General features: G+C 40.8%; 11 protein-coding genes. All 11 read left to right on the forward strand.

Annotated features, from left to right (window positions below; genetic code table 11):
- Positions 1 to 7: 7 nt before the first annotated feature.
- The 11 genes from FC64_RS04570 (at position 8) to mutL (ending at position 15,741) form a co-directional block, all read left to right on the forward strand.
- Positions 8 to 2,326 carry an FtsK/SpoIIIE family DNA translocase gene (locus FC64_RS04570; RefSeq protein ID WP_057906750.1) on the forward strand — a complete coding sequence of 773 codons (2,319 nt, stop codon included), beginning with the start codon at positions 8 to 10 and terminating at the stop codon, positions 2,324 to 2,326.
- 2 nt (positions 2,327 to 2,328) lie between these two features.
- Positions 2,329 to 3,621, forward strand: coding sequence for an EF-P 5-aminopentanol modification-associated protein YfmF (gene yfmF, locus FC64_RS04575; RefSeq protein WP_057906751.1), 1,293 nt, complete (start codon positions 2,329 to 2,331; stop codon positions 3,619 to 3,621).
- Complete coding sequence (gene yfmH / locus FC64_RS04580; RefSeq protein ID WP_057906752.1) at positions 3,608 to 4,900, forward strand: EF-P 5-aminopentanol modification-associated protein YfmH; 1,293 nt, start codon at positions 3,608 to 3,610, stop codon at positions 4,898 to 4,900. The genes yfmF and yfmH overlap by 14 nt, the downstream gene beginning before the upstream one ends.
- Positions 4,897 to 5,622 carry an elongation factor P 5-aminopentanone reductase gene (gene ymfI, locus FC64_RS04585; protein ID WP_057906753.1) on the forward strand — a complete coding sequence of 242 codons (726 nt, stop codon included), beginning with the start codon at positions 4,897 to 4,899 and terminating at the stop codon, positions 5,620 to 5,622. Before yfmH ends, ymfI begins: the two co-directional genes overlap by 4 nt.
- A 97-nt stretch (positions 5,623 to 5,719) precedes the next feature.
- Positions 5,720 to 6,739: a helix-turn-helix domain-containing protein gene (locus tag FC64_RS04590; protein ID WP_057906754.1), complete on the forward strand. Its 1,020-nt coding sequence runs from the start codon at positions 5,720 to 5,722 to the stop codon at positions 6,737 to 6,739.
- A 20-nt stretch (positions 6,740 to 6,759) separates the two neighbouring features.
- A complete protein-coding gene (gene pgsA, locus FC64_RS04595; RefSeq protein WP_057906755.1) occupies positions 6,760 to 7,356 on the forward strand; it encodes a CDP-diacylglycerol--glycerol-3-phosphate 3-phosphatidyltransferase in 597 nt (198 codons plus the stop codon).
- 97 nt (positions 7,357 to 7,453) lie between these two features.
- The gene (locus FC64_RS04600) at positions 7,454 to 7,915 is read left to right on the forward strand and encodes a CinA family protein (protein WP_057906756.1); all 462 of its coding nucleotides are present in this window, start codon (positions 7,454 to 7,456) and stop codon (positions 7,913 to 7,915) included.
- A 76-nt stretch (positions 7,916 to 7,991) separates the two neighbouring features.
- Positions 7,992 to 9,062, forward strand: coding sequence for a recombinase RecA (gene recA, locus FC64_RS04605; protein ID WP_057906757.1), 1,071 nt, complete (start codon positions 7,992 to 7,994; stop codon positions 9,060 to 9,062).
- Between the two features lie 342 nt (positions 9,063 to 9,404).
- Positions 9,405 to 10,970, forward strand: a complete 1,566-nt coding sequence (gene rny / locus FC64_RS04610) for a ribonuclease Y (protein ID WP_057906758.1) — start codon at positions 9,405 to 9,407, stop codon at positions 10,968 to 10,970.
- A 134-nt stretch (positions 10,971 to 11,104) separates the two neighbouring features.
- Positions 11,105 to 13,723, forward strand: coding sequence for a DNA mismatch repair protein MutS (gene mutS / locus FC64_RS04615; RefSeq protein WP_235804848.1), 2,619 nt, complete (start codon positions 11,105 to 11,107; stop codon positions 13,721 to 13,723).
- A complete protein-coding gene (gene mutL / locus FC64_RS04620; RefSeq protein ID WP_057906760.1) occupies positions 13,723 to 15,741 on the forward strand; it encodes a DNA mismatch repair endonuclease MutL in 2,019 nt (672 codons plus the stop codon). The genes mutS and mutL overlap by 1 nt, the downstream gene beginning before the upstream one ends.

A 15,741-nucleotide genomic window follows, 5' to 3' on the forward strand; every position in this document is an offset into this window, starting at 1 on the left:
GGGAAAAATGGCAGCAAAGAAAAGCGGTAAACGAACATCAAAACGGAAAAAAGCGGCCGCAGCCCAAAAACCAATTTTTTCTGAACGGGTCGTTGGCCTGATTTTAGGTGTCGTAAGTTTATTTGGAATTTTTCATTTAGGTTACTTAGGAGTCTTGATTGCAAATGCATTCCGGTTGTTGATCGGCGATGCATATTTAATTGGAATTGGGCTTCTATTGTTATTTAGTATTTATTTGTTGATTTACGGTAAAGAACCCCAGATCAAACTACGATATTGGGGTGGAATATTACTGATTATTTTGGGAATTAGCCTTGGGTTGGAGGCAATTTTCTTTAATAAACTTGATTTGCATAACGACTTTATTGGTGTTACGTGGCAGTATTTGGCCAATGATATTGTCGGCGCAAGTCTTGGGACCGCGGTTGGCGGTGGGATGATCGGGGCGTTGCTGTATACCGGGACGAATTTCCTGCTTGCTCAGCTTGGATCATACTTGATCAGTATTTTGCTGATTGGTGCTGGTTTATGCATGTTATTTGGAATTTCACTGCAACAGGTAGCTCAATTTTTCGGAAAAATTGGACTTGTTTGTTGGAATGGAATTAAATTGATAGCTGATAAGTTAAAGACCGCGGCAGGAACAGCCAAAAATTCGCTTCAAGATGCAGCGGAAAAGCGGAAAGCAGCGGTCGCTGAAAAAACGGATGATCAACCGGAAGAAAAGAAAGGACCTGCTGAACCGGTAAATCTAGAAGAAGTTGAACCGCTTGTTGCTCCGGAAGATAAGGAATTGCCAAAACCGATCAGTGAACGGAATACAACGAATGTTTGGAATCACGAAACTGAAAAACCGGAAGAATCAGCGATGAAGCCGGTTTTACATCCGTCATCTTCAATTGAAAACTATCAATTGCCGCCAATTAGTTTGCTTCAGGATGTTGCGCCAACGGATCAAAGTCAGGAACGAAAAGAAATCAAGCATAATCAAGAGGTTCTTCGGCAAACGTTGAAAAGCTTTGGAGTTGATGCGGAACTGAAAAATACAATTTTGGGACCGTCAGTTACAAAATATGAACTGCACCCGGCAATTGGAGTTAAAGTTTCAAAAATCGTCAATCTGACAGACGATTTGGCGTTAGCCCTTGCAGCTAAAGATATCCGAATCGAAGCTCCAATTCCTGGAAAGTCATTGATTGGAATCGAAGTTCCGAATAAAAAGGTAGCGACGATTTCCTTCAAAGATGTGATTTCAGCGGAACATAAGCGCCCGCATCATTTGCTCGAAGTGCCATTAGGACGGGATGTCGCTGGAAAATTAATTACCTTGGACATTACGAAGACGCCCCACCTTTTGATTGCCGGCGCAACCGGAAGCGGAAAATCAGTGGCAATCAATGGAATCATTACGAGTTTATTAATGAATTGTACACCGGATGAAGTTAAATTAATGCTGGTCGACCCGAAGAAGGTTGAATTGGGAGTTTACAATGGCATTCCGCATTTAATTTCGCCAGTTGTTACGGAATCCAAAAAAGCAGCGATCTCATTGAACAAGTTGGTTGCTGAAATGGAACGGCGATATGAGACATTTGCGAATGTCGGGGCCCGCAATATTGACGGCTATAACCGGTTGATCAAAAATCAGCAAGCTTCAATGGATACTGGCGAAAAGCCGATGCCGTACATTGTGGGCATTGTTGATGAATTAGCCGACTTGATGATGGTTTCGTCAAATGAGGTTGAAGGTGCAATTATTCGAATTGCTCAAATGGGACGGGCCGCTGGGATCCATATGATTATTGCAACCCAACGGCCGTCAGTTGACGTAATTACCGGATTGATCAAGGCTAATGTACCGTCGCGGATGGCATTTGCAGTTTCAAGCGGAACGGATTCGCGGACGATTCTTGATCAAAACGGGGCTGAAAAATTACTTGGTCGGGGCGATATGCTCTTTAAGCTGGTTGGAAAGAAGCCAGTCCGGGTTCAAGGAGCATTTATTTCGGATGAAGACGTTGAGAAGGTCGTTTCCTTTGTCAAAGAACAGGGAACAGCTGATTATGATGATAATCTAGCGGTTTCGGACGAAGAAGTCCAGGCAACGCAGGATGGAAATGATTCAGATAACGATCCACTTTTTGAACAGGTGATTGACTTTATTCAACGTGAACAAAAGGTAAGTATTTCCCTCCTTCAACGGCGGTTTAAAATTGGATATAACCGGGCTGCCCGCATCGTTGATGATTTAACGAAAAAGGGTATGATTGGACCGCAAGAAGGAAGCAAGCCGCGGAAAGTTTACTTACCGAAGAAGGAAGAATAAGGATGAAGAGTGAATTTAATTATGAACTTAAACCGGGAATCAAGGTCCGGTTTATTCAGAGTAAACAATTTAAATCAGTTCAGATGATGGTTTCGTTTATTCACGAATTGAAAAATAAACGGGAACTGGCAAGCCGGACGCTTTTAGCCGGGATTTTAGAAAGTTCAAGTGCAGCATATCCGAATCAGCATGCAATCACACTTAAACTTGCTGAATTATATGGGGCAACGTTTGGCGCGAATACTGAAGTTGAGGGGAATTTAAATCTCCTCAATTTTGTTTATAGTTTTGTTGCGCCAGAGTACTTGAAAGCTGGACAGTCCCTTCTTGATGAATCGATTGATTTTTTGAATCAAATTATTTTTCATCCGCGAATGGAAAAAGGAATGTTTAAGCCTGAAGTCTTTGAACGTCAGCGAATGAATTTAAAAACATATATTCAAGGAATTGTCGATAATAAACAGTCCGAAGCCCTGGTTAATGTTCAACGGTCATATTTTGATGATCCAATTCAGCAAAATACACCATATGGGACGGAAACTGATTATCAAGAATTAACGAATCAGGACATTGTTGCGGCTTATGATCAAATGCTTCGGCGTGATCAAGTTCAAATCACAGTAATGGGGGATTTAGACCTTGATTTTTTGAAGCATTCTCTTTCAAAATTTGAATTTCAAGAATCAGCTCGGGAAACGCTTCATGAAATTTGTTATTCCCAAGCGGTCAAAAATCAAGTGAAGGTGCAAACGAAGAATGAATCAGTTCAGCAAAGTAAACTGGATTTGATTTATCATTTACCGATTGATGCGCATCAGGACAGAATGTTTTATGCTGCGGTTGTAATGAATGCGTTCCTTGGCGGGTCGCCGCAATCGCTTCTCTTTCAAAATGTTCGCGAAAAAGCAAGTATGGCGTATTATGCTGAAAGCAGCTATTCATCTTTACGGTCGATGGTGCTGATTCAAACCGGAATTCAAGCAACGAATCATGATTCAGTTTTAACGTTGATTAAGGAGCAGATTGCTGCTTTGCAGCAAGGCGATTTTTCCGTTGAGCAGTTAGCTAAAATTAAAATCGAACTGATCAATGAACGACAGCGAATGCAAGATAGTCCGGCAAGCAACCTTGAGCAAGCTGTTTTAAGCGAATTGCTGGATCGTCCATTGGATTATAAAACCCAACGAAATGGAATTCAAGCAGTGACAAAGCAGGACGTCGTTGCGGCTGCTAGTCAACTTAAGCTTCAAACTGAGTTTTTCTTGAAAGGAGAGATGGCCAATGGTAACTATTAATTACAGGCGTTTTCGCGAAAAGATGGAAAGTTTTGTTTTACCGAATGGCTTGCATGTTAATTTGATTGCCCGCCCATCCTTTCATCAAACGGAGGGAGTTTTGACGACCCGTTTTGGATCAGTTAATACAACGATTACGGTTGATAATCAGCTTAAAACTTATCCAAGCGGAATTGCCCATTTTTTGGAACATAAATTGTTTGAAAAGGAAGAGTATGATGCATTTGATAAGTTTGCAATTTACGGAGCAGATTCAAATGCATTTACCAGTTTTACCCGGACAAGTTATCTTTTTTCAACGGCTGAAAACGTTGGCGAATGTGTTTCAACGTTGCTAGATTTTGTTTTTAGTCCGTATTTCAGTGACCAAACTGTTAATAAGGAAAAAGGAATTATTGGGCAAGAAATTCAGATGTACGAAGACGATGCAAACTGGCAGTTACTGTTCGGAATTATCAACAATTTGTACCCGAAGACGCCGCTGACAGCTGATATTGCTGGAAGTGTTCAGTCGATTCAAGCAATTACGCCCGCAATGCTTTATGAATGCGATCAATATTTTTACCGGCCATCAAATATGAGTTTAATGATCGTTGGTAATTTTGATGGAGTTCAAATTAAAGAAATTATTAAGAATGCGACTGCAGGAAGTTCAGCTTCAAATGATAGGTTAAACTTACAACGGGTTAAGTTAGCTTATCCGTTAATCGTTCCGTTTGCTGAACGGCAAATGGATATTCAACGGCCGAAACTTGCGTTAGGGATTCGGTTTGAAAAAGATTTTCTTCCGGCTGAACGGTTTAAAGTCAAAATTATGCTGCAGATCATTTTAGAAATGCTGGTTGGCGAATCATCTACTGATTATCAGCGCTTGTTTGACCAGGGGTTGATCGACAACAGTTTCGGTTATGAGATTCAGCTTGAAGATGGATTCCAGTTTGTTGATTTTTATTTAGATACAAGTTTAGAACAAATCGATCAAACGGCTGCCGAGTTAAAGGCAATTATTGTCAATGCAGCAGTAAAACTTACGGAACAAAAGCCGATTTTTGAATCCATGAAGCGTGAATTTATTGGAAGGGCAATTAAAGGAATGAATTCCAACGAGAACATTGCCAACCATTTTGATTTGTGGCTTTATGGCGAACGGACGGTGTTTGACATTCCAGCAATGATCGAACAGCTGACATTCGATGAAGTGATTGATTTTGCGGATCAGTTCTTTGATCCGGCGGAATTAACTCGTTATCAAATATTACCAAGGGGAGATCAAAAATGAAGTGGGCGTTGATTTTAGGAAGTTCTGGTGATATTGGTAGTCAGATTGCACGTGATCTGGCACAGCAAGGCTGGTCGCTTTACCTGCACTATGCCCACCAGCAAGAACGAATTGAAAAGCTGATTGACGAATTTCAATCAAAGTTTCCGCGGCAGGATTTCATTCCCATTCAAAGTGATTTCATGGTGGCCGATGGTGTTGACCAAATCGCGAATTCAATTTTTGGAGTCGATGCAGTCATTTTTGCTCAGGGAACAACGCACTTTAAGTTTTTGCATGACTTTACTGAAAATGAACTGGATGAAATTTTGCGAATGCAGCTTAAAGTGCCGATGATGATTCTTCAGCGTTTAGAAGATAAGCTTGTCCGTGCAAAAGCCGGGAGGGTTGTCTTTATCAGTTCGGTATACGGGAAAAGCGGCAGTGCAATGGAAACCCCATACAGCGCAGTAAAAGGGGCAATCAATACATTTGTTAAAGCATATAGCAAGGAAGTTGCTTCGATGGGGATTACGGTCAACGCGATTGCTCCCGGAGCGGTTAATACTCAAATGAATCAAATGTTTGATGCGGAAACTTTGGCGACTGTTCGTAGTGAAATTCCAGTGGGACATTTGGCTGATCCGGCAGAAATCAGTTATTGGGTGCGCATTTTATTAGCACCCGAAGCAGGGTATATGACTGGTCAAACCCTTTATGTTACGGGCGGCTGGCTAGAATAGTCGTTTTTGGCAGATAAAGACGCTTATGATATACTTAACTGTATGTAAGACGAAATATTAAAAGTTTGAGATTAAATAAGAAAGATGTGGATTTTTAATGGCTAGTGTTGGTCAAAAATTAAAAGACGCAAGAATTGCCAAGGGGTTGACCCTTGATGATTTGCAACAAACAACTAAAATTCAAAAGCGTTATTTAATTGCGATTGAAGAAGGCAATTATGATGCTCTTCCGGGGAAGTTTTATGTGAAGGCATTTGCCCGGCAATATGCAGAAACGGTTGGCTTAAATCCCAACGAGATCATTCAAGAATTAGATCAAGAACTTGGAATGCCGGCTTCACCTGAAGAACAAGCAGAAACAACTTCGCGAGTTCAAAAGCGTGAAGAATTGACCCGGCCGCAAGACAACAGCTTAAGTGCAAAAATTTCTAAATATCTTCCAACGATTATTATCGTCGTGGTAGTGGTTGCAATTTTAGGGACGATTTATGCCGTTGCATGGGGAAACCATGAAAAGGCTAAAAATCAACAAATTGAACAAACCAATACCAAGGTTGCAGTTTCAACTGATGTGAAGAAACCAGCAAAGAAAAAGAAAAGCGAATCATCATCGACATCAAAGAAGGAACAAAAAATTGTTAATATTGCTTCCGCAGGTTCAACGTTTACATATAACGTTGAAAACGCACCAAGTCAAAGCACAATTGAACTTGGGGCTTCTGGCGGTTCATCATGGGATGCAGTCTATATTGGCGGCGCCCAAAGCTGGCAAGGAACCCTTCAATCAGGAGCAACGAAGGAAATTCAAGTTCCAGCAGGGACAAGCCGCGTTGTTTTGAGCATTGGAAATTCAAATGCTTCAACGGTTAAAATTAACGGTCATAAGTTGAACTTCCTTGCTCAAAATTCATCACTAACTGTACGGAAGTTAGTTTTGAATTTTACAAACGGTTCAAGCTCAACCAATGCTGAAACGCAATCCCAAACACAAACGGCTGCTCAAACTCAAGGACAAGGGCAAACGGTTAATAATCAAAATGGTTATCAAACAAACCAGCAACAACGTTATCAACAAAATAACGGTCAAACAAATAATTATCAAACCGTTACCCGGTAATTTTAATTGAGGTGAGAGAGTTGAATTTACCTAATAAATTAACAGTTATTCGAATTTTATTAATTCCATTATTTATGTTTGTTTTATTGTTACCGTTACATTGGGGAAACATCGTTCTTGCGGGGACGGCGATTCCGAAAACAAGCTTAATTGGCGCAATTATTTTTGCAGGGGCATCGATCACGGATTTTGTTGATGGTCAGATTGCTCGGCGAAAGCACTTAGTAACAAATTTTGGCAAGTTTGCCGATCCGTTGGCAGATAAAATGCTGGTAATGACCGCGTTTATTATCCTGGTTCAAATGGGAAAAGTTCCGGCATGGGTTGCCGCAATTATTGTCTGCCGTGAGTTAGCGGTTACCGGATTACGGTTGATCGTTGTTGAAAATAATGGTGAAGTAATGGCTGCGAAGATGCCAGGAAAAATTAAGACAGCATCGCAGATGTTTTCAATTATTTTTCTCTTCTTAAACAACATTTTCTTTGCAAATATTCACTTCCCAATCGGACAAGTTCTTTTATATGTCTGCTTGTTTTTTACGATCTATTCAGGAATCGAATATTTCTACAATGCACGGCACGTATTTGCTGACTCATTCGGGAAAGATAAAAAATAATTTGAAAAATAAAGGTGGAGAGGCTAGGGAATTTTCTAGCCTCTGTTTTGTCTAAAAATAATTTTAATTTCGTATCTATTAAGTGAGGAGGATTTATATGGGATCAGATATGCATCAAACGGATCAATCAAGGTTAATTCAAACCGTAATGGAAAAGCTAACTGCTCAAAATCAGACGATTGCATTTGCAACTGATTTTTTAACAAATTTTGCGACGGATTTAATCGATCGGGAAGCAAGTTTTGCAGGATTATTTGTTGCGCCCACTGATGACGCGAAGAATGCGATGTTTGATATCCCATATCAAATTTTGAATGCGAATGGATCGCATAGTGAAGAGACAACGATTTGGATGGCACGGCAAGCAAAAGCAGTTCTTCGGACAAACTACGCAATTGCGACTACCCGGAATTCAGAGCAATATACTATTTGGATTGCAATTGTTGACCAAAAGGGGCATGAACGGTCATGTTCGATTCCATTTTATCGAACGCAAAATGTTGAAGATAAGGTGTTTAACAAGGCGTTTGAACTTGTTCAGCAAAGTTTTGAAAAATGAATCAAACATTTGTTCGCATCTTTGGATAATCTTTGGTATAATAAATTCGACGAGAAATGATACAGGAGGAAATGGCGTGGCTAATAACGATAGACAAGCAGCATTAGATAATGCATTAAAGAAAATTGAGAAAAACTTTGGAAAAGGTTCCATTATGCGGATGGGTGAAAAGGCCGATACCCAAATTTCAACGGTTCCAACAGGTTCACTTGCCCTTGATGAAGCTCTTGGAGTTGGTGGATATCCGCGAGGCCGGATTGTTGAAATTTACGGGCCTGAAAGTTCAGGGAAAACAACGGTTGCGTTGCACGCCGTTGCTGAAGTTCAAAAAAACGGAGGAACAGCAGCATACATTGATGCTGAAAATGCCCTTGATCCAGCATATGCTTCTGCATTAGGTGTTAATATTGATGATTTATTACTTTCACAACCAGATACTGGAGAAGAAGGCTTGGAAATTGCCGATGCTTTGGTTTCATCCGGTGCAATCGATATCGTCGTTGTTGATTCAGTTGCTGCACTGGTTCCACGTGCTGAAATTGAAGGCGAAATGGGCGATGCCCACGTTGGCTTGCAAGCCCGGTTAATGTCACAAGCATTACGGAAGCTTTCGGGAACGATCAATAAGACCAAAACAATTGCGTTATTTATCAACCAGATTCGTGAAAAGGTCGGCGTAATGTTTGGTAACCCAGAAACAACTCCCGGGGGACGTGCGTTGAAGTTCTATTCAACGATTCGATTAGATGTTCGGCGGGCTGAACAAATCAAAGACGGTTCCGATGTAATTGGTAACCGGGTTCGAATTAAAGTTGTTAAGAATAAGGTTGCTCCGCCATTTAAACAAGCTGAAGTTGATATTATGTATGGTGAAGGAATTTCGAAGACCGGTGAATTGCTTGATATGGCGGTTGAAAAGGACATTATCAAGAAGAGCGGTTCATGGTTCTCATATGGTGAAGACCGAATCGGTCAGGGACGTGAAAATGTTAAACGGTACTTGAAGGAACATCCTGAAATGATGAAGGAAGTTACCCTGAAAGTCCGGAAGGCATACGGAATTGCAACTGAAGAAGAACAAAAACAACTTGATTTAAAACTTGATGATCAAGCAAAGAAACCTGAAAAGGATCCAAAGAAGAAATAAATTATTGAAAGAAAAAGTGTGATAAACCGTTAAAAACGAGCGTGATGAAAGCGGAGAAGCAAACGAATCGCGGAGCATAAATTCAGAGGTTTTCGAACTTTACTAGTTTCGCATCGTAGCTTGTTTGTTTTGGAGCGGATATAGCAAGGAGGTTGTGGGTTATTGTCACAGCCTTTCTTATTATATATTTTTTATTATTTCTAAAAATGCCGATTATTTATGTTGACATTTTTCGGGCGTAACAACTAAAATAGATACGTATGTGTAATAAATATATTTAATTTAAAAATTAAAAATGCAGTTTAAAAGCCGCATTTTTGAGACGATGCGGAGGTATTAACTATGATGGAGATCATTGTAATCCTCGCCGTCGCTGTTTTGACTTTGATTATTGGTTTTATCTTAGGAGATAAACGTCGAATCAAGCTTTATGAAACCAGTTTGAACGAGGCTAACCGAACAGCCGAAGGAATTGTGAAGCATGCCCGTAAGGAAGCGGCTGCGAAGAAAAAAGAAGCAATTCTAGAAGCAAAAGAAGAAAGTCATCGTTACCGCTCTGAAGTTGAAAAGGAACTTCGTGAACGGCGCAATGAAGTTCAAAAGCAAGAGAATCGAATGATTCAACGTGAAGAAAATCTTGACCGGAAGGATTCTTTACTTGAAAAACGCGAACAATCTCTTGATAAGAAAGAGGATCAGTTAAATGCTGATCAACAAAAAATTGATCATCAACGTCAAAAAGTAACAGAACTTGTTCAACAACAACACGATAAGTTAGAAGAAGTTGCTTCATTAACGACTGAACAAGCAAAAGACCAAATCATGAAGGAAACTAAGGCAAGTCTTACTTATGAACTTGGTCAAATGATTAAGGAAAGCGAAGATGAAGCAAAAGCTCGCGCTGAACAAACAGCTAAAGATTTAATCGCTCAGGCAATCGAGCGCAGTGCGGCTGATACGGTTTCTGAGTCAACGGTATCAGTTGTAACATTACCTAATAATGACATGAAAGGGCGGATCATTGGTAAGGAAGGACGGAATGTCCGGACATTTGAAACATTGACCGGCATTGATCTGATTATTGATGATACTCCAGATACAGTTTTATTGAGCGGATTTGACCCTGTTCGAAGAGAAATCGCTAAAATCGCGCTTGAAAAATTGATTCAGGATGGACGAATTCATCCCGCACGGATTGAGGAAATGGTTGATAAAGCTACCCGTGAGATGGATACTAAAATTCGTGAGATTGGTGAAGAAACGATCTTTGATTTGGGCTTGAATTCAATGCATCCTGATTTGATCAAGACGGTTGGACGGTTGAATTACCGGACAAGTTACGGTCAGAATGTATTGACCCACTCAATTGAAGTTGCCAAAATAGCTGGAGTTTTAGCTGCTGAATTAGGAGAAGATGTTACATTAGCGAAACGCGCAGGATTATTACACGATATTGGGAAAGCTGTTGATCATGAGATTGATGGTTCACACGTTGAAATTGGAGTTGAATTGGCGAAGAAATATCACGAAAATGATGTGGTTGTAAATACGATCGCATCGCACCATGGTGATGTTGAACCGAAGTCAGTAATTGCAGTTTTAGTTGCTGCTGCAGACTCGATTTCAGCTGCTCGCCCAGGAGCACGGAGCGAATCATTAGAAAATTACCTTCACCGATTAGAGAAACTTGAAAGTATTTCAAATGAATTTGATGGTGTAAGCAAGAGTTATGCAATTCAAGCAGGACGTGAAGTTCGCGTAATTGTTAAACCTGAAAAGATCAATGATTTGCAAGCAACAGTATTAGCACGTGACATTAAAGATAAAATCGAAAATGAACTTGAATATCCGGGACACATCAAAGTTACGGTTATCCGGGAAACGCGTGCGACAGAATATGCGAGATAAAAAGAGGTTGGATTTTTTCCGACCTTTTTTATTATCGAATTTAAAACCGTTGATAATTGAAAAATGTTAAAATAAGAGAAGCAAACCATAAGGAAGGAATGAGAAAAGTGGCCCCAAAAATCAAGCCAACTCCGATGATGGAACAGTACTTGGCAATCAAAAAGCAATATCCTGATGCTTTTTTGTTTTACCGCTTAGGCGACTTTTATGAAATGTTTTATGATGATGCAGTTAAGGGATCGCAGCTGCTAGAACTGACCCTAACTCAACGCAATCATAGTTCAAAAAATCCTGTTCCAATGTGTGGTGTCCCGCACCATGCCGTTCAAAACTATATTGATATTTTAGTTGACAAAGGCTATAAGGTCGCTATTTGTGAACAGATGGAAGACCCGAAGCAGGCCAAAGGAATGGTTAAACGGGAAGTTATTCAGTTGGTTACGCCGGGGACGTTAATGGATGAATCCGCCGGTGATGCAAAAGAAAATAACTATTTGACTGCTCTTCATCAAGATCAGAACGGTAAAATGGGCTTTGCTTACGCAGACCTTTCGACTGGTGAATTGAAAGTTACGGAACTACAATCGACGGATGCATTGGTCAACGAATTAACCAGTTTGCGGACAAAGGAAATTGTAGTTGATGATTCTGTAAACCAGGATATTTTAGCCGTAATTAAAAAGTTGAAAATTTTAATTTCAACTCAAAATTCATATGAGGAAAAAGCAGAATTTTCATATGCGGTGCAGGATCTGACATCAAATCTTGAAATTGAGGTTGTTAAACACCTGTTAATGTATTTAACCGTGACGCAGAAGCGGGCCCTTGCACATCTTCAACGGGCAATTCACTATGAACCGTCAGCATATTTGAAATTGGACCGATTTGCCAAGCGAAACTTGGAGCTTCTGCAAAATTCGCGGACTGGAAAAAAATCCGGGACATTACTTTGGATTCTGGATGCAACCAAAACGGCGATGGGTGGCCGATTGTTAAAACAATGGTTATCGCGCCCGTTATTGTTAAAGGATGAAATTGAACAACGTCAAGGAATTGTTCAAAACTTGATGGACAATTTTTTTGAACGGAATAATTTACAAGATGAATTAACAAACGTTTATGATTTGGAACGGTTAGCCGGGAAAATTGCGTTTGGCAGTGCGAACGGTCGGGATTTGATTCAATTAAAAACTTCATTATCTCATGTTCCCCAAATCCGGTATCTTCTTTCGCAATTAAATACGGATGGAATTTATAATGATTTGCTTGCTGAGCTTGATCCGGTTGAAGAAGTGGCTGATTTGATCGAGCAGGCGATTGTTGATGATCCGCCGATTTCAGTGACAGATGGAAATTTGATCCGTGAAGGTTATAACGATGAGCTTGATCAGTACGTTGATGCGATGAAAAACGGGAAGCAATGGCTTGCTGATCTTGAAGAGCAGGAACGTGAAAAGACCGGAATTCATAACTTAAAGATTGGATTTAACAAGGTTTTCGGATACTACATTGAGGTTTCAAAGGGAAATGCTAGTAAGGTTCCCCAAGATCGTTATCAGCGCAAGCAGACCCTTGTCAACGCTGAACGGTTTATTACACCTGAATTAAAGGAAAAGGAATCATTGATCCTTGGTTCAGAAAGTAAAGCATATGATTTGCAATATAAACTTTTTGTCGATGTTCGGGAGCAAATCAAGGACCAGATCAAACGAATTCAAAAACTTGCCCACGCCCTAGCTAAGTTGGATGTGTTGCAAGGCTTTGCGGTTGTGAGCGAAAATCACCAATTTGTGAAACCAGAATTAACAACGCAAGGCCATTCACTTGAAATCAAAGATGGATGGCACCCGGTTGTTGAAGAAGTTATGGGACGTCAAAGTTATGTTCCGAATGACATCAAAATGGATGATGATCAAACGATTTTACTGATTACCGGGCCAAATATGTCAGGAAAGAGTACTTATATGCGGCAACTGGCATTAACGGTTATTATGGCGCAAATCGGGTGCTTTGTTCCGGCAACACAGGCGCGGATGCCGATTTTCGATCAAATCTTTACCCGGATTGGGGCTGCAGATGATTTAATTTCCGGAGAATCAACGTTTATGGTTGAAATGAAAGAAGCTAATGAAGCACTTGAAAACGCAAGCGAAAACAGTCTGATCCTTTTTGATGAAATCGGCCGCGGAACCGCAACGTATGATGGGATGGCCCTTGCACAAGCAATTATTGAATTTATCCATGACCATGTTCATGCGAAGACCTTGTTTTCAACGCACTATCATGAATTAACGATTCTTGATAAGAAATTAAAACATCTTACAAATGTCCACGTTGGGGCAGTCGAAAAGAACGGCGAGTTGATTTTCTTGCATAAAATGCAACCTGGCCCAGCTGATAAATCGTACGGGATTCACGTCGCTAAACTAGCAGGCATGCCGGATTCGTTGTTGCAGCGGGCAGATGTAATTTTGAAACGGCTGGAAAATGATTCAAAGAAGGTTACGCATCATGAAGAGGCCGATGAAGAATCAGCAGCAACATCAGTGATCAAAGAGGACGAATCATCGGTAAGTCAAGTTGACGAACAACTTTCACTTTTCCAACCAGAAACGGTTAAACTTGATTCGCAGGAAAACGAATTACTTGAAGATATCAAGACGACGAATTTAATGTCATTAACGCCGTTAGAGGTAATGAATAAAGTTTTTGAGTGGCAGCAAAGATTAACAAAGAAAGGTAAGCGAAAATAATGGGAAAAATCCATGAATTGCCGGAAGTCCTTGCTGATCAGATTGCAGCGGGTGAGGTGATCGAACGGCCCGCATCAGTTGTAAAGGAATTGACTGAAAATTCAATTGATGCGCAAAGTACGCGAATTGATATTTTGGTCGAAGATGCCGGTCTAAAGTCGATCCAGGTAATTGATAATGGGATTGGAATTGCAGCTGAGGATGTTCAAATTGCCTTTCAGCGGCATGCAACCAGCAAAATTACTAATCGGGATGATTTGTTCCGTGTCCGTACTCTTGGATTTCGGGGAGAGGCGCTTCCAAGTATTGCATCAATTGCAGATGTGATTTTAGAAACTATGCAACAGGATGCCTCAATGGGATCGATGATTCATTTTAAAGGCGGAAAGCTAATTACCCAGCAACCCTACGCTGGACGGCAGGGAACCAGAATTACCGTTAACCAGTTGTTCTATAACACTCCGGCCCGTTTAAAATACTTAAGTTCGCCGCAAACGGAATTAGCGGCTATCACTGATTGGGTCGATCACCTTGCAATGAGTCATCCGGAAGTGGCATTTTCACTGTCAAATAATGGACGAACTCTGCTCCGAACTTCTGGTAATGGAAACCTGGTTCAGGTAATCAGTGCGATTTACGGGGTAAAAAACGCCCATCAAATGATCGATTTTGCAGGCGAAGACCGTGACTTCCAGGTTAGTGGATTAGTTTCGCTTCCAAAATTGACCCGGGCATCGAAAAATTATATCAGTATTTTATTGAATGGCCGGTACATTAAAAATAATGAGCTTTCAAAAGCAATTATTAAGGGATATGGCTCAAAATTAATGGTTGGTCGTTACCCCATCGCCGTGTTAGCGATTCAACTTGATCCGTTACTGGTAGACGTTAACGTTCATCCGACAAAGCAAGAAGTTCGGATTAGTAAAGAAAATCAACTGGCTGACTTGATCACAACAAGTGTTGCTAATCGAATTGGACAGCAAAACTTAATTCCAAGTGCAGTCGGCAATTTAAATTCACATCAACCAAAGGCAAAAAAAGCAGAACAATTTGATATTGGATTGAATCCACAAGCCGTTGAACACCAACATCATGTTGAAAAGCAACAAGAAGTTTTAGCAGCGCTTTTAGGTGAAAAGCCGCTGCCAATTTCAAAAAATGAAAAGCAGTCAGCAGACTCAACGGCAGAACAGGCGACGGGCAAAGAACCGTTTAAACCGCAAACGATTACTCACCCGGTAATGATTGCGACCCGGGATGATTTAAAGAGTCCGACGGTTCAGCAATGGGACCAAAAGTATCGCTCTCAATTGGAAGCTGAACAATCCGATGCTTCATTTGAGATCCATGAAGAGCAGGCAACGGAAAAAGTTAGTGAACTTTCGTCGCGGCGTTTTCCGGATTTGAAGTATATCGGTCAGTTGCACGGGACCTATTTGCTTGCCGAAGCTGATGATGGGTTTTATCTGCTCGATCAGCATGCTGCTCAAGAACGTGTTAAATATGAGTTTTACCGGGAAGAAATTGGTAATGACAACCCGGCAGAACAAAAAATGCTTGTTCCGCTTGTTTTGACGTATTCAGTCAGCGATGCGTTGAAGGTTGAGCAAAATCGCGATAAGTTAGCGCAATTGGGAATTAATCTCGAAGATTTTGGGCAAAACACTTATATTATTCATGAACATCCAGCGTGGATTCCAGCTGGAAAAGAGGAAGAAACGATTCGGAACTTAATCGAAGAATGTTTGGCTGACCCGCAATTAACAGTTGCTAAATTTCGGAAGGCAACTGCGATCATGATCAGTTGTAAGCAATCGATTAAAGCAAACCATCACTTAGAGCGGCAACAAGCAGTTTCGCTGTTACAGCAGTTAAAGGAATGTGAAAATCCATTTAACTGTCCGCACGGACGGCCAACGGTGGTTAAATTCAGTAATCAAGATCTAGAACGGATGTTTAAACGGATCCAAGATTCACACCGTTCAATACGGGAAACAAAAAACGCAGGAGATTAA

This window comes from Ligilactobacillus araffinosus DSM 20653, from assembly GCF_001435375.1.
GTDB lineage: Bacteria > Bacillota > Bacilli > Lactobacillales > Lactobacillaceae > Ligilactobacillus > Ligilactobacillus araffinosus.